Raw genomic sequence first — 15,961 nt, 5'->3', positions numbered from 1 at the left:
CATGCCCGCGCGGCTCAGGCCGGCAGCGGGCGGGTGTCGGGGGTGGTGGCGCAAACGGGCGCCCGGGGCTGGCGAGTCAGCCTCAGCGCATTCAACACCACGGTCAACGAACTGATGGACATACCGACCGCCGCCCAAACCGGTGTGATCCAGCCGAGGGCGGCGAACGGCAGCATGAGGCCATTGTACAGCGCGGCCCACGCCAGGTTCTCGATAATCACCCGGCGGGTGCGGCGGGCCAGGGCGAAGGCGTGGACCAGGGCGTCGAGGCGGTTGGACAGGAGCACCGCGTCGGCGCTGGTCTTGGCCAGGTCGGTGGCCGAGCCCATGGCGACGCTGATGTCCGCGGCCGCCAGCACCGGCACGTCGTTCACGCCGTCGCCGAGCATCAGTACCTTGTGACCCTGCTGGTGCAACTGCTGCAGCACCGCCAGTTTGTCGTCCGGGCGCAGGCCACCCCGGGCCTCGTCGATGCCCAGTTCGGCCGCCACGCCGGCCACCATCGGCGAGCTGTCGCCCGACAGCAGCAGCGTACGCCAGCCGCGCGCCTTGCAGGCCGCCAGCAGTGCCGGGGCATCGGCGCGTAGCCGATCGTCCAGGACAAACCACGCCAGCGGCCCGTCGGTATCGCCCAGCAGCAGCCATTGACCGGGTTCGTCTGGCATCGATGGAACGGTGGCGCCGCTCAACTCACAAACGAAGCCGGGGTGGCCGATGCGCAGGCGTCGTTCGGCCACCCATCCCTCCAGGCCCAGCCCCGGGGTGCTTTGCACTTGCTCGGCGGCCAGGGGCGCACGCCCGAAGGCGCGGGCGATGGGATGCTCGGAGCGGTTTTCCAGGGCTGCGGCCAAGCCCAGGCACTGGTCGCTGTCCAGGGCGGCCAGCGGACGAATGGCACGCAAGGCCAGGCGACCTTCGGTGAGGGTGCCGGTCTTGTCGAAAATCACCGTATCGATCTGATTCAATCCCTCCAGCACATGCCCGCGGGTCAACAGCAGCCCGAGCTTGTGCAGGGAGCCGGTGGCGGCCGTGAGGGCGGTGGGGGTCGCCAGGGACAATGCGCAAGGGCAAGTGGCGACCAGCATCGCCAGGACGATCCAGAATGCCCTGGACGCATCCAGTTGCCACCACAACAGGCCGATGGCGGCCACGGCGATCAGGGAAAACAGCAGGAACCACTGGGCGGCGCGGTCGGCGATTTCCGCCAGGCGCGGTTTTTCGGCCTGGGCTCGTTCCAGCAGGCGCACGATGGCCGACAACCGAGTGTCTTGTCCCAGGGCCAGTACTTCGACCGTCAGCGCTCCTTCGACGTTGAGCGTGCCGGCAGTGACTGCATCGCCCGCCTGGCGAGGCTGGGGCAGGTATTCGCCGGTCAGCAGCGACTCGTCGACACTGGACTGGCCGTCGAGGATCCGGCCATCGGCCGGCAGGGTCGCGCCGGGCTGTACCAGTACCCGGTCGCCGACGCGCAACTCGCTGAGCAGGATGCGTTCACTCTGGCCGTTGTCTTCCAGGCGCAGGCACGACGCGGGCAACAGGTTGACCAGTTGCGCGGTGGCGGCGGCGGTACGTTCCCGGGCCCGGCGCTCCAGGTATCGGCCGGCCAGCAGGAACAGGGCGAACATGCCCACGGCGTCGAAATACAGTTCTCCCGTACCGGTGATGGAGGTCCAGATTCCGGCGACATAGGCACTGCCGATGGCCAGGGACACGGAAACGTCCATGGTCAGGTGGCGGGTGCGCAGGTCACGCATCGCGCCCTTGAAGAAAGGCGCGCAGCTGTAGAACACGATCGGGGTGGTGAGGAACAGCGCGACCCAGCGCAGGATGGTGTGCATCTCGGGGCTCAGGTCGATGTTGAATTCCGGCCAGGTGGCCATGGTCGCCATCATGGCCTGGAACCACAGCAATCCGGCCACGCCGAGCTGACGCAGGGCCAGGCGGTTCTGTGCAGCGAGCTGTTCGCTGGCCTGGTCGGCGTGGTACGGGTGGGCGGCGTAGCCGATGCGGCGCAATTCGGCGAGCAGCGTGCTCAGGGGCAAGCGAGCGTCGGCCCAGCGTACATGCAGGCGATGGTTGGAGAGGTTCAAGCGCGCCTCGGCCACGTCCGGCAGGCTGCGCAGCTGTTTCTCGATCAGCCAGCCGCAGGCGGCGCAACTGATGCCCTCCATCAGCAGGGTGGCTTGCGCCAGTTCGCCCTCGTGGCGCACAAAGGATTGCTGGATATCGGGACGGTCATACAGGGCCAGTTCGTCGGTCAACTGGGTGGGCAGGGTCTCGGGGTTGGCCGAGGCCTCGCTGCGATGCTGATAATAACTCTCCAGGCCGCCTGCCACGATGGCCTGGGCCACCGCCTGGCAGCCCGGGCAGCACAGCTCGCGGGTTTCACCCAGGACAACGGCGGTAAAGCGACTGCCGGGAGGCACGGGCAGGGCGCAGTGGTAGCAGGGCTGTGGAGTGGTCATGGTTGTCGCATGAAAGCCTTTTGTGGCGAGGGAGCTTGCTCCCGCTCGGCGACGAGCCGCCGTTGTCAGAGAACGCAATATGCCTGAAAGGGGCGCCGGACCAAACACAGGGCCGCTTAGCGGCCCAATGGGAGCAACTCCTTGGCCACAGGAAAAGCGGCTTATTTGTGCAAGTCTTCAGCGCCTTGCAGCGGCTCGTCACCGAGCAAGACGTCCTGGTCATGGTTGATCTGTTCTTCCTCGAACAGGCGCCAGGTCTTGCCGTTCTCCATGCCCAGCAGTTCCACGAAGCGCCGGCCTTCGATCTTGTCTGTCAACTGTCCGACATACCGCCCAGGCTCGCTGTCGTTGCGGGTCAGGACGACCTTGCGGTCCTTCTCCGGCTGGGTCGGCGAAATCAGGCTCAGTTCCAGGGTCTGGGGCCGGCTGTTGCCGCTCAGGCGCAGGTTCACTTCGCCGGTGACGTCATCGAGCTGCACATTGGCATGCAACTGCAGGGTCTGGCCCAGCAGCTCGCGCTCCAGGGAGCGGTTGATGCCCTTGCCGGCTTCGTAGTAGTTGTCGTTCACCAGGTTGTCCGGGGTGTTCACCGCGATGGTCACCATGGACAGGCTCAGCACCACCGAGCAGGTCAGGATGCCGATGATGATCCAGGGCCAGAGGTGCTTGTACCAAGGGCTGGAGGCAGTTGCTGCAGGCATGTCATTTCTCTCAACGAGTTTGTGGGCCGATGAACCGGCTCTTGGCTTCAACATGAACGCTGTCGTCATCGGCATCCTTGAGGATGAAAGTCACCTCATTGGTGCTGGACGGCAGTTGATCCGGAGCGCTGGACAGTTCAACCGGCTGGCTGAAGATGTCGCCGGCCGCGACCTTGATTTCCCGCCGGCCCTGAAGCTTGAGGTCAGGCAGGCCGGTGGCTTGCAGCACATAGGTGTGATCGCGCTGGTCCTTGTTCATGATTTTCAGGCTGTAGACGTTTTCGATCCGGCCTTCAGCGTTCTCGCGGTACAGCACGCGGTCCTTGCTGACGTCGAAGCCCACCAGCGAACGCATGAAGAACGCGGTTACCAGCAGGCTGATCATGGTCAGCAGGACCAGGGCATAGCCGATCAGGCGCGGACGCAGTTTATGGGTTTTCTGCCCCGACAGGTTGTGTTCGGTGGTGTAGCTGATCAGGCCGCGGGGGTAGTCCATCTTGTCCATGATGTTGTCGCAGGCGTCGATGCAGGCGGCACAGCCGATGCACTCGATCTGCAGGCCGTCGCGGATATCGATACCGGTGGGGCAGACCTGGACGCACATGGTGCAGTCGATGCAGTCCCCCAGTCCAAGGGCCTTGTAGTCGATGCCTTTCTTGCGCGGGCCACGGCTTTCGCCGCGACGCGGATCGTAGGACACGATCAGGGTGTCCTTGTCGAACATCACGCTCTGGAAGCGGGCATAGGGGCACATGTAGATGCACACCTGCTCGCGCAGCCAACCGGCGTTGCCATAGGTGGCGAGGGTGAAGAAGCCGACCCAGAAATACGACCAGCCGTCGGCCTGGCCGGTGAAGAATTCGAAGACCAGTTCGCGAATGGGGGTGAAGTAGCCGACGAAGGTCATGCCGGTGACGAAGCCGATCAGCAGCCACAGGCTGTGCTTGGCGAACTTGCGCAGGAATTTGTTGGCGCTCATGGGCGCCTTGTCCAGCTTGATGCGCTGGTTGCGGTCGCCTTCGGTGACTTTTTCACACCACATGAAGATCCAGGTCCACACGCTCTGCGGACAGGTATAGCCACACCAGATCCGCCCTGCATAGACCGTGATGAAGAACAGGCCGAAGGCCGCGATGATCAGCAGTCCCGACAGCAGGATGAAGTCCTGGGGCCAGAAGGTCGCGCCGAAGATGAAGAACTTGCGTTCCGGCAGGTTCCACCAGACGGCCTGGTGGCCACCCCAGTTCAGCCAGACCGTACCGAAATACAGCAGGAACAGTAATGCGCCGCCGACCATCCGCAGGTTGCGGAACAGGCCGGTGAAGGCACGCGTGTAGATCTTTTCCCGAGAGGCATAAAGGTCGACGGTTTTGTTCGCGTCCTTGGCAGGCGGGGTGACGTCATGTACCGGAATCTGGTTACTCATCGAATGCATCCCACGGCAGTGGAAAAGTGCCGAGGCCAGTACGTGCCGACCACGGTCAGAAAGGGCGTTGCAATGGCGCAATGATACGCCTGTCGCTTCAGGCCACGGGTGCGACCTTTGGTCGCGTTGGGCGTCTGCATAGAATGGTGTAGCGGATGTAACAAGTCATGACCCAGATCAATTGACTATTGTAGGAGCTGCCGTCTCAAGCGGCTGGACTGGATGACCATGGGTTGAGCACTGCCACGCCGCTGTTATGAAAATCACTCACGTTGCGGGTGACTAAGGTCAGCCCGTGGACCAATGCAGTGGCAGCAATCAGTGCATCGCATTCATTGCTGCGATCCGGAACGTGCAGGCGAGCGCAGCGCAGCGCGACAGCGCGGTCGACCGCCAGGATTCTTCCGGCGAATGCGGGCATGACATGGTTGTCCAGCCATTCGCGCAGGCGGCTGCCTTGTACCGGGTCCCTGCGTTCGAAGCGCAACACGCCGGTTTCCAATTCCAATACGGTAATCGCCGAGAGGTAAAGGCTAGGGGCGGGCACGCCACGCGCCCAGGCCTGTACGTTCTTATCGGCTTGAGGCTTGCGCAGTTCCGAGATGACGTTAGTGTCGAGCAGATACATCAGGACAGGTCCACCGGTCGAGGAGAGATGACGGCACGTTCGGTATCGAAATCGATATCCGGTGTGTCGGGCATGACCAGCAACTCGACAATGCTGGTGCCAACGCCGGTCAGTTTCTGGTACTCCTCAATGCTTAGCAGCACGTGGGCCGGCTTGCCACGGTCGGTGATGATGACCGGCCCCTGGCGGGTGGCTTTTTTGGCACCACTTGTGTCGTGGTTGAATTCGCGGCTGGAAATAGTGGTGATGGACATGGCGGCGTCCTCAATAGAACTGAATGTAGGCACGTTACTACCGGCGCTGATTGCGGGCAAGATAAAACCATTTCGTCCTGTCGCACCGGCAAACAAAAAGGCCCCGTCAACGCTGGTTGACGGGGCCTTCGGTACATCAGGCGTTAGCTTTACTGGGCGTCGGCCGCAGGTGCTTTCTCGCCGTGAGACAGGCTGTAGACATAGGCAGCCAGCAAGTGGACCTTGTCGTTGCCTTGCAGGTCGGCCTGGGCCGGCATCTGGCCCTGGCGGCCGTAACGGATGGTCTGCTGCAGCTGGGCGAAACTCGAACCGTAGATGAAGCCGGCTGGATGCGTCAGGTCAGGCGCGCCCATGGCAGGCGTGCCTTTGCCGGCCGGGCCGTGACAGGCCACGCAGTTGGCCGCGAACAGTTTCTGGCCGTTGGCCGGATCGGCCTTGGCACCTTCCGGCAGCTTGCGACCGTGCAGGCTGGTCACTACGTAGGAGGCCACGTCGGCTACGCCTTGCTCGCCCACCACGGCAGCCCAACCCGGCATGACCGCGTGACGACCGCCCATGATGGTGGTCTTGATGGTTTCCGGTTCACCGCCCCAGCGCCAGTCGGCGTCGGTCAGGTTGGGGAAGCCATAGGCGCCCTTGGCGTCGGAGCCGTGGCAGACCGAGCAGTTGGAGGCGAACAGGCGGCCACCCATCTTCAGGGCTTGCGGGTCCTTGGCGACTTCTTCGATGGGCATGGATGCGAATTTGGCGAAGATCGGACCGAACTTTGCGTCCGAACGAGCCATTTCCTTTTCCCATTCGTGCACGCCGGTCCAGCCGGTCTGGCCATTGGCGAAAGGGGTCTGCTTTTCGGTGTCCAGGTAGTTATAGCCCGGCAGCAGGCCTTTCCAGTTGCCCAGGCCCGGGTAGAGCACCAGGTAACCGAGGGCGAACACGATGGTGCCCACGAACAGCATGAACCACCACTTTGGCAGAGGGTTGTCATATTCCTCGATGCCATCGAACGAGTGGCCAACGGTCTCGTCCGTTTGTTCGGCGCGCTGGCCCTTGCGGGTCGACAGCAGCAGCCAGGTCAGGGAGAAGATGGTTCCCAGACTGAGGACTGTGACGTACAGACTCCAGAACGTAGTCATTCTTTGTTACTCCTAGAAGCTTGCTCGACGTGCTTGATGGCTTCGGGATCATCCGCGAACGGCAGCAAGGTCGCGTCGTCAAACTCCGACTTGCGCTTGGGGCTGAACACCCACAGGGCCAGACCGATAAAGGCCACCATCACGACGACGGTGCCCAGGCCACGAATCATCCCGATATCCATCTAAATCACCGTTTGCTTTTGATGATGGTGCCCAGGCCTTGCAGATAGGCCACCAGCGCGTCCATTTCAGTCTTGCCCTTCACGGCATCCCTGGCACCGGCGATGTCTTCGTCGGTGTAAGGAACGCCCAGGCTGCGCAGGACTTCCATTTTTTTCGCGGTGTCTTTGCCGTCGAGCTTGTTTTCTACGAGGAACGGGTAGGCCGGCATTTTCGACTCCGGCACCACGTTGCGCGGGTTGTACAGGTGCGCACGCTGCCAATCGTCGGAGTAGCGACCGCCAACACGGGCCAGGTCCGGACCGGTGCGCTTGGAGCCCCACAGGAACGGGTGGTCCCAGACGCTTTCGCCGGCGACCGAGTAGTGGCCGTAGCGTTCGGTCTCGGCGCGGAACGGACGGATCATCTGCGAATGGCAGCCGACACAGCCGTTGGCGATATAGACGTCGCGGCCTTCCAGTTCAAGGGCGGTGCGCGGCTTCATGCCTTCGACCGGCTTGTTGGTCACGTCCTGGAAAAACAGCGGAACGATCTGGGTCAGGCCGCCGACGCTGACGGCGATGACCATGAAGAAGGCCAGCAGGCCGATATTCTTCTCTACTGCTTCGTGCTTCATCAGTGAGCTCCAACTACGGCGATCTTGGCGGCGGCTTCAGCTTCAGCCGGGTCAGAAGCACGAACGGTGCGGTACACGTTGTAGGCCATGAGCAGCATGCCGCTGGCGAAGAACGCGCCGCCCAGGGCACGCACGATGAAACCAGGGTGACTGGCTTGCAGCGCCTCGACGAACGAGTAGGTCAGGGTGCCGTCATCGTTGATTGCACGCCACATCAGGCCCTGGGTGATGCCGTTGACCCACATCGAGGCGATGTAGAGCACGGTACCGATGGTCGCGAGCCAGAAATGCGCGTTGATCAGGCCGGTGCTGTGCATCTGCGCACGACCGAACAGTTTCGGGATCATGTGGTAGATGGCGCCGATGGAGATCATCGCTACCCAGCCGAGGGCGCCGGCGTGTACGTGGCCGATGGTCCAGTCGGTGTAGTGGGAGAGGGAGTTGACGGTCTTGATCGCCATCATCGGGCCTTCGAAGGTCGACATGCCGTAGAACGCCAGGGACACCACCAGGAACCGCAGGATCGGGTCGGTACGCAGCTTATGCCAGGCGCCGGAGAGGGTCATCATGCCGTTGATCATGCCGCCCCAGCTTGGTGCCAGCAGGATGATCGACATCGCCATGCCCAGGGACTGGGCCCAGTCCGGCAGCGCGGTGTAGTGCAGGTGGTGCGGACCGGCCCAGATGTACAGGGTGATCAGCGCCCAGAAGTGCACGATGGACAGGCGATAGGAGTAGATCGGCCGCTCGGCCTGCTTCGGCACGAAGTAGTACATCATCCCCAAGAAGCCGGTGGTCAGGAAGAAGCCCACGGCGTTGTGGCCGTACCACCACTGGATCATCGCGTCGGTCGCGCCCGAGTAGGCCGAGTACGACTTGAACAGGCTGACCGGCAACGACATGTGGTTGACGATGTGCAGCATGGCCGTCACGACGATGAAGGCACCGTAGAACCAGTTGCCCACATAGATGTGCTTGGTCTTGCGCTTGACGATGGTGCCGAAGAACACCAGACCGTAGGTCACCCAGACGATGGCCAGCAGGATAGCCAGGGGCCATTCCAGTTCGGCGTATTCCTTGGTGGTGGTGAAACCCATTGGCAGGGTCACGATCGCGCCGACGATCACCGCTTGCCAACCCCAGAAGGTGAAGGCGGCGAGGCTGTCGGAAATCAGTCGCGTTTGGCAGGTTCGCTGCACGACGTAGTAGGAAGTGGCAAACAATGCACAACCACCGAAGGCGAAGATCACCAGGTTGGTGTGCAGTGGGCGCAGGCGTCCAAACGTCGTCCATGGCAGATCGAAGTTCAACTCCGGCCAGACCAGTTGCGAGGCGATGAAGACACCGAGCCCCATGCCAAGGATCCCCCAGACCACCGTCATGATGGCGAACTGGCGGACTACCTTATAGTTATAAGCAGTCGGACTGATTGCTGTGCTCATTCTAAGGTTCCACGGTTTGGGTGTTTTATTAGGATAAAAATCGGCCGCAGTATGGAGAAAGCAGGGGGTCATTGCAACGCGCCATGACCTGGGTCAATGCTTTCCAACGCTGATTCTGCGGCCTTTCCATGTATTGCGTAGGGACAAAATCCGGCCCCGGCAAACAGCCGCGGCAAAGGAAAGAGGCGAGGGGGTCGGGTCGGTTGTAACGGGGTGTGTTCACACAACGGGTTCGGGTGATACGCAGCTATCTCGAAAATAGCCGGTATCTGCCTGTCTTTGCGGCATTTTTATCGAACGATTGTCGAACACATCGGGTCGGGTCGACCTGAAACCGGCAGTCGCCAGTACACGCAGAGGAGAGCTTAGACCCGATTGCGGTGAACCGAAAGGAAGATCATGGGAGGGTGCGACAATGCGTCGCGCAGTGAGGCGAACAACCGCATTCGAGTGAATGCGGTTGTTGGTGTGGTCAGGATTTATTGGCTTTTGTGTTCAGCCTGCAGGCGCTCGGCACCGGCAGGGTGGGACAGGCTGTAGACGTAAGCTGCAAGCAACTGCACCTTGTCATTGCCCAGCAGTTCGTTCTGGGCCGGCATATGACCCTGGCGACCATGGCGAATGGTCTGCTGCAGCTGTGCCAGGCTGGTGCCGTAGATGAAGCCAGCCGGTTGCGTCAGGTTCGGCGCGCCCATGGCTTCGGTGCCCTGGCCGGTGGCGCCATGGCAGGCGACACAGGTGGTATTGAAGGCCTGCTTGCCGGCTTCCAGGTCGGCGCCGCTGTCCGCTGGCAACGGCAGGCCGGCCAGGTCATGACGCACATAGGCGGCTACGTTCTTGACCCCGGCATCGCCCAGCACCTCGCCCCAGGCCGGCATTGCCGCCATGCGACCGCCCATGATCGTGGCCTTGATGGTTTCGGCATTGCCGCCCCAGCGCCAGTTGCTGTCGGCCAGGTTCGGGAAGCCGAACGCGCCCTTGGCGTCGGAGCCGTGGCAGACCGAGCAGTTTGAGGCGAACAAGCGACCGCCCATCTTCAGGGCCTGCGGGTCCTTGGCGACTTCTTCCACCGGCATCGCGGCGAATTTGGCGAAGATCGGTCCGAACCTGGCGTCGGCCTTGGCCATTTCCTTTTCCCACTCATGGGCGCCGGTCCAGCCATTCTCGTAGCCGGGCAGGATGCCTTTCCAGTTGCCCAGGCCCGGGTAAAGGACCAGGTAGCCGACGGAAAACACCAGGGTGCCGGCGAACAACAGGAACCACCACTGCGGCAGCGGGTTGTCGTACTCCTCGATGCCGTCGAAGCTGTGGCCCATGGTCTGGTCGACGCTGCCCTTGGTCTCGCCCTTGCGGGTGCCGATCAGCAGCCAGGTCAGGCCGATGAGGCTGCCGATGGTCAGTACGCAGATCCACGTACTCCAGAAGGTGGTCATGGCCGGGTACTCCTTGTTGCAGGGTCTTGGGGATTGGCGGTGTCGGCGGGTGGCTCGTCGGCGAACGGCAGCAGGCGGGCCTGGGCGAATTCAGGGCCGCGTTTGCTGCTGAAGACCCACAGGATCAGGCCGACGAAGGCAACGAAGACCACGACCGTGCCCAGCCCTCGGATCATTCCAGTGCTCATTTCAAGAAACATGGGGCTCACCTCTTGCTCTTGATGGCAGTGCCGAGCACTTGCAGGTAGGCCACCAGCGCGTCCATTTCGGTCTTGCCCTGGAGCGAGGCCACGCTGGCGCTGATGTCATCGTCGGTGTACGGCACGCCCAGGGTGCGCATGGTGCGCAGCTTGGCTTCGGTATGGCTGCTGTCCACCGCCTTGGTCACCAGCCACGGGTAGGCCGGCATCTTCGACTCGGGCACGACGTTGCGCGGGTTGTACAGGTGGGCGCGGTGCCAGTCATCGGAGTAGCGCGCGCCAACCCGGGCCAGGTCCGGACCGGTGCGCTTGGAACCCCACAGGAACGGATGGTCCCAGACGCTTTCGCCGGCGACCGAGTAGTGGCCGTAGCGTTCGGTCTCGGCGCGGAACGGACGGATCATCTGCGAGTGGCAACCGACGCAGCCTTCACGGATATAGATGTCGCGGCCTTCCAGTTGCAGGGCGGTGTAGGGCTTCATGCCGTCCACCGGCTTGTTGGTCACGTCCTGGAAGAACAGAGGGACGATCTGGGTCAGGCCACCGATGCTCACGGCCAGGACCATCAGCAGCATCAGCAGGCCGACGTTTTTTTCGATTGTTTCGTGTTTCATGGCGGACTCCTCAGGCCATCTGCGCGGCAGCGGCGGCTTCGGCAGGCTGGTAGGCCCGCACGGTGCGCCAGGTGTTGTAGGCCATCAGCAGCATGCCGATGAGGAAGATCGCCCCGCCTGCCAGCCGCACGACGAAGCCGGGGTGGCTGGCCACCAGGGTTTCGACGAAGGAGTAGGTGAGGGTCCCGTCTTCGTTCACCGCGCGCCACATCAGGCCCTGGGCGATGCCGTTGACCCACATCGAGGCGATGTAGAGCACGGTGCCGATGGTCGCGAGCCAGAAGTGCGCGTTGATCAGGCCGATGCTGTGCATCTGCGTGCGGCCGAAGACTTTCGGGATCATGTGATACAGCGCGCCGATGGAGATCATTGCCACCCAGCCGAGGGCGCCGGCGTGTACGTGGCCGATGGTCCAGTCGGTGTAGTGGGAGAGGGCGTTGACGGTCTTGATCGCCATCATCGGACCTTCGAAGGTCGACATGCCGTAGAACGCCAGGGACACCACCAGGAACCGCAGGATCGGGTCGCTGCGCAGCTTATGCCAGGCGCCGGAGAGGGTCATCATGCCGTTGATCATGCCGCCCCAGCTCGGTGCCAGCAGGATCAGCGACATCACCATGCCCAGGGATTGGGCCCAGTCCGGCAGCGCGGTGTAGTGCAGGTGGTGCGGACCGGCCCAGATGTAGAGGGTGATCAGCGCCCAGAAGTGCACGATGGACAGGCGATAGGAATACACCGGACGCTCGGCCTGTTTCGGCACGAAGTAGTACATCATCCCCAGGAAGCCTGCGGTGAGGAAGAAGCCCACGGCGTTGTGGCCGTACCACCATTGCACCATCGCGTCCGTGGCCCCGGCATACACCGAGTAGGACTTGGTGAGGCTTACCGGCAGTTCCAGGTTGTTGACGATGTGCAGGATCGCCACGGTCAGGATGAACCCACCGAAGAACCAGTTGCCCACGTAGATGTGCTTGGTGTTGCGCTTGGCCACGGTCCCGAAGAACACGATGGCGTAGGCGACCCAGACGATGGTGATCAGGATGTCGATCGGCCATTCCAGTTCGGCGTATTCCTTGGAGCTGGTGTAGCCCAGCGGCAGGCTGATGGCCGCCAGCAGGATCACCAGTTGCCAGCCCCAGAAACAGAATGCGGCGAGCTTTGGCGCAAACAGCTGGGTCTGGCAGGTGCGCTGCACCGAATAGAACGAGCTGGCGAACAGGGCGCAGCCACCGAAGGCGAAGATCACCGCGTTGGTGTGCAGCGGGCGCAGGCGGCCGAAGCTGGTCCACGGTAGATCGAAGTTGAGCTGTGGCCAGACCAATTGGGCGGCGAGAAAAACCCCGAGCCCCATGCCGACGATGCCCCACACCACCGTCATAATGGCGAATTGGCGGACCACCTTGTAGTTGTAGGCGGTACTGATAGAAGTGTTCATGGTTCCCCATCCACGGTTCAGCCGAAGAGCGCGCCTGCGCAAGGCAGCGGGGCATCTTCGCCTGGAGTTATAGGCAGACTGAAAGCGAGGCAAGCATGGACAAACAGCACAAGGCCAGTATTGACGGGGATCAATGGGCGCGGTGCGTGGCGCAAAACGGCTGGTTATGGACCGCCGCGCAACCGGCCTCGCATGCCGGGGCGCCAACCCTGATCCTGGCCCACGGAGCCGGTGCGCCGATGGACAGTGGTTTCATGGACGAAATGGCCGCGCGCCTTGCCGCACATGGGGTCAACGTGTTGCGCTTCGAGTTTCCCTACATGGCCCAACGGCGCCAGGACGGTGGCAAGCGCCCTCCGAACCCGGCACCGAAACTGCTGGAGTGTTGGCGTGAGGTGTACGCCACGGTGCGGCCTTATGTCGCTGGGCGGCTGGCCATTGGCGGCAAGTCCATGGGCGGGCGGATGGCGAGTTTGCTGGCCGATGAGCTGGGCGCTGACGCGTTGGTGTGCCTGGGGTATCCCTTCTATGCGGCGGGCAAGCCGGAGAAGCCACGGGTCGAGCATCTGGCGGGACTGAAGACCGCCACCTTGATCGTCCAGGGCGAGCGCGATGCGTTGGGCAACCGTGAAACGGTCCAGGGCTATACCTTGTCACCGGATATCGAAGTGCTGTGGCTGGTGGCGGGGGATCATGACTTGAAGCCATTGAAGGCTTCTGGATTCAGCCATGAGCAGCATCTGGAGACGGCGGCGAGCAAGGTGGCAGCATTTCTCCAATCAACGTTTGGTTGACGACCATGGCCTCATCCCGAGCAGGCTCGCCCCCACAATTGCGATGCACCTGGACGGACGATCCATGACCTTGTGGGAAGAGACTGGGAGGCAATAAAAAACCGGAAGCTTTCGCTGTCCGGTTTTTTTTGGGGCAGGCATCTGTCAGCGGTTGAACCGCTCCACCAATGAGTACTGCGTATTGGCTGTACGGGTCAGTTCTTCGCTGAGCAGCGCCGAGTTGTGGGCCTGGTCCGAGGTCTGGTCGGCCAGTTCCGAAATGTTGCTGATGTTGCGACTGATCTCTTCGGCCACAGAGCTTTGTTCCTCGGTGGCGGCCGCGATCTGGGTGGTCATGTCGGTGATGTTGGCCACCGCTTCGCTGATCCCCACCAGCGCCTGGTCGGCCTCCATGACGCGTGCCACGCCTTCCTCGGCCTGGCGGTGACCGGCGTCCATGGTCTGCACGGCATTGTTGGCCGTCTGCTGGAGCTTGGCGATCAGGGCATGGATCTGCCCCGTGGATTCGCTGGTGCGTTGCGCCAGTTGCCGCACTTCATCGGCCACAACGGCAAAGCCGCGGCCCATTTCGCCGGCACGGGCCGCTTCGATGGCGGCGTTCAGGGCCAGGAGGTTGGTCTGGTCGGCGATGCCCTTGATCACATCCACCACGCCACCGATCTCGTCGCTGTCCTTGGCCAGCTGGGTCACGGTCTGTCCGGTCTCGCCCACCACCACCGACAGGCGCTCGATGGCTTCGCGGGTTTCCCCGGCGATATCGCGGCCACGACCGGTCAGTCGGTTGGCTTCCTGGGTCGCGTCGGCGGTGCGTTGCACGTGACTGGCGACTTCCTGGGTGGTGGCGGCCATCTGGTTGACCGCCGTGGCCACCTGTTCGGTCTCCACTCGCTGGCGTTCCAGGCCGCTGGAACTGTTGTGGGCCAGCGCGTTGGACTGTCGCGCCTGGTCGTTGAGGTGCTCGGCGGTATCCTGCAGGCGGGTCAGGCAGGTCTTCAGGCGCGCTTCCTGGCTGAGGATGGACATTTCCAGGCGTGCCTGGACCCCACGGCTGTCGGTGTACATCTGGGCGATCAGCGGGTCGGAGGTGGTCTGCTCGGCCAGGCGCAGCAGGCGCTTGATGCCCCGTTGCTGCCATTGCAGGCCCATCAGGCCCAGGGGCACCGACAGCAGGGCGGCCAGGGCGAAGCCCCAGGAGGAGTTGAGGAAGGCGCCTACGATGAAGCTCAACTGGCTCACCAGGATGAACGGCAGCCAATCCTGCAGTATCGGGAGCCACTTGTCGCTCCGCGGGACGGCCGGCTTGCCCTGGTTGATGCGTCGGTAGAGCGCTTCGGCCCGGGAGACCTGCTCGGCGGTGGGCTTGACGCGCACCGACTCGTAGCCGATCACCTGGTTACCCTCGAATATGGGCGTGACGTAGGCGTTGACCCAATAATGGTCTCCGCTCTTGCAGCGATTCTTGACGATGCCCATCCATGGCAAGCCTTGTTTCAGGGTATTCCACATATGGGCGAACACGGCCGACGGGACGTCGGGGTGGCGCACCAGATTGTGAGGCGAACCGATCAGTTCTTCCTTGGAAAACCCACTGATCTCGACGAATGCGTCGTTGCAGTAGGTGATCACTCCCTTGGCATTGGTGGTGGAAATCAGTCGTTGTTGGGCCGGGAAGGTCCTTTCGCGTTGGGTGACAGGTTGGTTGTTACGCATGGTGTGTAGATCCGCAAGGCTTTGAAAGGTTGTCGGCCACGTCAGGTATTTATTGAAGTTATTTTCCCCATCGGTTTCACGCCAGCATCGGGTATGTAAACAAAGTGAAATGAATCAGGTTCAGGCCGAAGTGCGTGGCGATCGCAGCCCCCAGGCCGCCGAAGCGATACGCCAGGCCGTAGCCGAGCCCCGCGAGGCCCGACAGCAGCACCCATTCCCAACCAGCACCGGCGTGTACCAGGCCGAACAGCAGCGAGGCCAGGAGCAACGCCAGGTTGTCGCCATGGGCCAGGTGCTTGAAGCGCCGGCTCAGGCCCCCCTGAATGTAGCCACGAAACAGCGCTTCCTCCACCAGCGTCACCAATAAAAGATTGTTGAGAACCCACAGCCACGCATGGTCCGGCCATTTCGGCGCCCATTGGATCATGCCCAGCAACATGGCCCCACCCAAGGCCAGGATCGCGCTCAGCGCCAGCCCCAGGGCCGTCGCATGGACCGACAGGCGAAACCCGCGCCGACCGACGATCCAGGGGCATGCCAGCAACAGCCAGAAGCCGATCAGTGGCTTGTCCTGATTGAAATACATGGCGAATGGCGCGGCATCGGCGGTCAGGCGTTGTGCCGGGATGGCCCGTCCGTTGAAGAAGCCCGGCATCCAGTGCAACGCCAGGGCCAGGGCCATCACCAGGAACAGGGCGTGGCCGAGGAAGCGGCCGACAGGGGTCTGCTGCTGGCGGACTGCGTACCCGGCGAACAGCAGCAGGGCGACCGAGATCAGGGCGGTCCAGGCCAGTTGGCCATAGGCCACGGCCAGGCAGTAGCCGGCGGACAGGAGGGCCAGGTAAGGCCAGGGTAGGGCGGGCATAGGACATCCTTGAATCGAAGCGAGAGCGGCAAGACGGCGGAATTATAGGCAGCCCCAATACAAAA

16 protein-coding genes are annotated in these 15,961 nt (G+C 62.7%); 1 reads left to right on the top strand and 15 read right to left on the bottom strand.

Annotated features, from left to right (window positions below):
• Positions 1-14: 14 nt before the first annotated feature.
• The 13 genes from BT179_RS02390 to ccoN (BT179_RS02330) all read right to left on the bottom strand — a co-directional run bounded on the left by BT179_RS02390 (position 15) and on the right by ccoN (BT179_RS02330) (position 12,527).
• Positions 15-2,465 (bottom strand): heavy metal translocating P-type ATPase, encoded by a 2,451-nt coding sequence (locus tag BT179_RS02390; protein WP_072430345.1) that lies wholly within the window; start codon positions 2,463-2,465, stop codon positions 15-17.
• A gap of 161 nt (positions 2,466-2,626) precedes the next feature.
• Positions 2,627-3,166, bottom strand: a complete 540-nt coding sequence (locus BT179_RS02385) for a FixH family protein (protein WP_072430346.1) — start codon at positions 3,164-3,166, stop codon at positions 2,627-2,629.
• Positions 3,167-3,176: 10 nt separating this feature from the next.
• Positions 3,177-4,592 (bottom strand): cytochrome c oxidase accessory protein CcoG, encoded by a 1,416-nt coding sequence (gene ccoG / locus BT179_RS02380; protein WP_072430347.1) that lies wholly within the window; start codon positions 4,590-4,592, stop codon positions 3,177-3,179.
• Positions 4,593-4,797: 205 nt separating this feature from the next.
• Positions 4,798-5,220 (bottom strand): type II toxin-antitoxin system VapC family toxin, encoded by a 423-nt coding sequence (locus BT179_RS02375; protein ID WP_072430348.1) that lies wholly within the window; start codon positions 5,218-5,220, stop codon positions 4,798-4,800.
• Positions 5,220-5,474 (bottom strand): type II toxin-antitoxin system Phd/YefM family antitoxin, encoded by a 255-nt coding sequence (locus BT179_RS02370; protein WP_072430349.1) that lies wholly within the window; start codon positions 5,472-5,474, stop codon positions 5,220-5,222. Before BT179_RS02370 ends, BT179_RS02375 begins: the two co-directional genes overlap by 1 nt.
• A gap of 149 nt (positions 5,475-5,623) precedes the next feature.
• Complete coding sequence (gene ccoP, locus BT179_RS02365) at positions 5,624-6,607, bottom strand: cytochrome-c oxidase, cbb3-type subunit III (protein ID WP_053158766.1); 984 nt, start codon at positions 6,605-6,607, stop codon at positions 5,624-5,626.
• Positions 6,604-6,789: a CcoQ/FixQ family Cbb3-type cytochrome c oxidase assembly chaperone gene (locus BT179_RS02360; RefSeq protein WP_003183474.1), complete on the bottom strand. Its 186-nt coding sequence runs from the start codon at positions 6,787-6,789 to the stop codon at positions 6,604-6,606. Before BT179_RS02360 ends, ccoP (BT179_RS02365) begins: the two co-directional genes overlap by 4 nt.
• Before the next feature lie 5 nt (positions 6,790-6,794).
• Positions 6,795-7,403 (bottom strand): cytochrome-c oxidase, cbb3-type subunit II, encoded by a 609-nt coding sequence (gene ccoO / locus BT179_RS02355; RefSeq protein ID WP_053158763.1) that lies wholly within the window; start codon positions 7,401-7,403, stop codon positions 6,795-6,797.
• The gene (gene ccoN / locus BT179_RS02350; RefSeq protein WP_053158760.1) at positions 7,403-8,845 is read right to left on the bottom strand and encodes a cytochrome-c oxidase, cbb3-type subunit I; all 1,443 of its coding nucleotides are present in this window, start codon (positions 8,843-8,845) and stop codon (positions 7,403-7,405) included. Before ccoN (BT179_RS02350) ends, ccoO (BT179_RS02355) begins: the two co-directional genes overlap by 1 nt.
• A 479-nt stretch (positions 8,846-9,324) precedes the next feature.
• Positions 9,325-10,278 (bottom strand): cytochrome-c oxidase, cbb3-type subunit III, encoded by a 954-nt coding sequence (gene ccoP / locus BT179_RS02345; protein ID WP_072389044.1) that lies wholly within the window; start codon positions 10,276-10,278, stop codon positions 9,325-9,327.
• Positions 10,275-10,478 carry a cbb3-type cytochrome oxidase subunit 3 gene (locus BT179_RS02340; RefSeq protein ID WP_072389042.1) on the bottom strand — a complete coding sequence of 68 codons (204 nt, stop codon included), beginning with the start codon at positions 10,476-10,478 and terminating at the stop codon, positions 10,275-10,277. Before BT179_RS02340 ends, ccoP (BT179_RS02345) begins: the two co-directional genes overlap by 4 nt.
• A gap of 5 nt (positions 10,479-10,483) precedes the next feature.
• Positions 10,484-11,092: a cytochrome-c oxidase, cbb3-type subunit II gene (gene ccoO / locus BT179_RS02335; RefSeq protein ID WP_072389040.1), complete on the bottom strand. Its 609-nt coding sequence runs from the start codon at positions 11,090-11,092 to the stop codon at positions 10,484-10,486.
• A 10-nt stretch (positions 11,093-11,102) separates the two neighbouring features.
• Complete coding sequence (gene ccoN / locus BT179_RS02330; RefSeq protein ID WP_072389038.1) at positions 11,103-12,527, bottom strand: cytochrome-c oxidase, cbb3-type subunit I; 1,425 nt, start codon at positions 12,525-12,527, stop codon at positions 11,103-11,105.
• Between the two features lie 95 nt (positions 12,528-12,622).
• Between ccoN (BT179_RS02330) and BT179_RS02325 the strand changes: the two genes are divergently transcribed.
• Positions 12,623-13,321: an alpha/beta family hydrolase gene (locus tag BT179_RS02325; protein ID WP_072389036.1), complete on the top strand. Its 699-nt coding sequence runs from the start codon at positions 12,623-12,625 to the stop codon at positions 13,319-13,321.
• A 144-nt stretch (positions 13,322-13,465) separates the two neighbouring features.
• On the opposite strand, the gene BT179_RS02320 is transcribed toward BT179_RS02325, so the two are convergent.
• On the bottom strand, positions 13,466-15,031 hold the full coding sequence (locus BT179_RS02320; protein WP_072389033.1) for a methyl-accepting chemotaxis protein: 1,566 nt from the start codon (positions 15,029-15,031) through the stop codon (positions 13,466-13,468).
• 76 nt (positions 15,032-15,107) lie between these two features.
• Complete coding sequence (locus tag BT179_RS02315; protein ID WP_072389031.1) at positions 15,108-15,896, bottom strand: CPBP family intramembrane glutamic endopeptidase; 789 nt, start codon at positions 15,894-15,896, stop codon at positions 15,108-15,110.
• Positions 15,897-15,961: the final 65 nt, after the last annotated feature.

Source organism: Pseudomonas sp. NFACC43, assembly GCF_900119645.1.
Lineage (GTDB): Bacteria > Pseudomonadota > Gammaproteobacteria > Pseudomonadales > Pseudomonadaceae > Aquipseudomonas.
The sequence above is the reverse complement of the archived record's forward strand: the minus strand, read 5'-3'. Positions and strand labels throughout refer to the sequence as shown.

Excerpts from the sequence above, each read along its gene's own strand:
- BT179_RS02390 (WP_072430345.1), bottom strand. The coding sequence starts at position 2,465 with ATGACCACTCCACAGCCCTGCTACCACTGCGCCCTGCCCGTGCCTCCC.
- BT179_RS02385 (WP_072430346.1), bottom strand. The coding sequence starts at position 3,166 with ATGCCTGCAGCAACTGCCTCCAGCCCTTGGTACAAGCACCTCTGGCCC.
- ccoG (WP_072430347.1), bottom strand. The coding sequence starts at position 4,592 with ATGAGTAACCAGATTCCGGTACATGACGTCACCCCGCCTGCCAAGGAC.
- BT179_RS02375 (WP_072430348.1), bottom strand. The coding sequence starts at position 5,220 with ATGTATCTGCTCGACACTAACGTCATCTCGGAACTGCGCAAGCCTCAA.
- BT179_RS02370 (WP_072430349.1), bottom strand. The coding sequence starts at position 5,474 with ATGTCCATCACCACTATTTCCAGCCGCGAATTCAACCACGACACAAGT.
- ccoP (WP_053158766.1), bottom strand. The coding sequence starts at position 6,607 with ATGACTACGTTCTGGAGTCTGTACGTCACAGTCCTCAGTCTGGGAACC.
- BT179_RS02360 (WP_003183474.1), bottom strand. The coding sequence starts at position 6,789 with ATGGATATCGGGATGATTCGTGGCCTGGGCACCGTCGTCGTGATGGTG.
- ccoO (WP_053158763.1), bottom strand. The coding sequence starts at position 7,403 with ATGAAGCACGAAGCAGTAGAGAAGAATATCGGCCTGCTGGCCTTCTTC.
- ccoN (WP_053158760.1), bottom strand. The coding sequence starts at position 8,845 with ATGAGCACAGCAATCAGTCCGACTGCTTATAACTATAAGGTAGTCCGC.
- ccoP (WP_072389044.1), bottom strand. The coding sequence starts at position 10,278 with ATGACCACCTTCTGGAGTACGTGGATCTGCGTACTGACCATCGGCAGC.
- BT179_RS02340 (WP_072389042.1), bottom strand. The coding sequence starts at position 10,478 with ATGTTTCTTGAAATGAGCACTGGAATGATCCGAGGGCTGGGCACGGTC.
- ccoO (WP_072389040.1), bottom strand. The coding sequence starts at position 11,092 with ATGAAACACGAAACAATCGAAAAAAACGTCGGCCTGCTGATGCTGCTG.
- ccoN (WP_072389038.1), bottom strand. The coding sequence starts at position 12,527 with ATGAACACTTCTATCAGTACCGCCTACAACTACAAGGTGGTCCGCCAA.
- BT179_RS02325 (WP_072389036.1), top strand. The coding sequence starts at position 12,623 with ATGGACAAACAGCACAAGGCCAGTATTGACGGGGATCAATGGGCGCGG.
- BT179_RS02320 (WP_072389033.1), bottom strand. The coding sequence starts at position 15,031 with ATGCGTAACAACCAACCTGTCACCCAACGCGAAAGGACCTTCCCGGCC.
- BT179_RS02315 (WP_072389031.1), bottom strand. The coding sequence starts at position 15,896 with ATGCCCGCCCTACCCTGGCCTTACCTGGCCCTCCTGTCCGCCGGCTAC.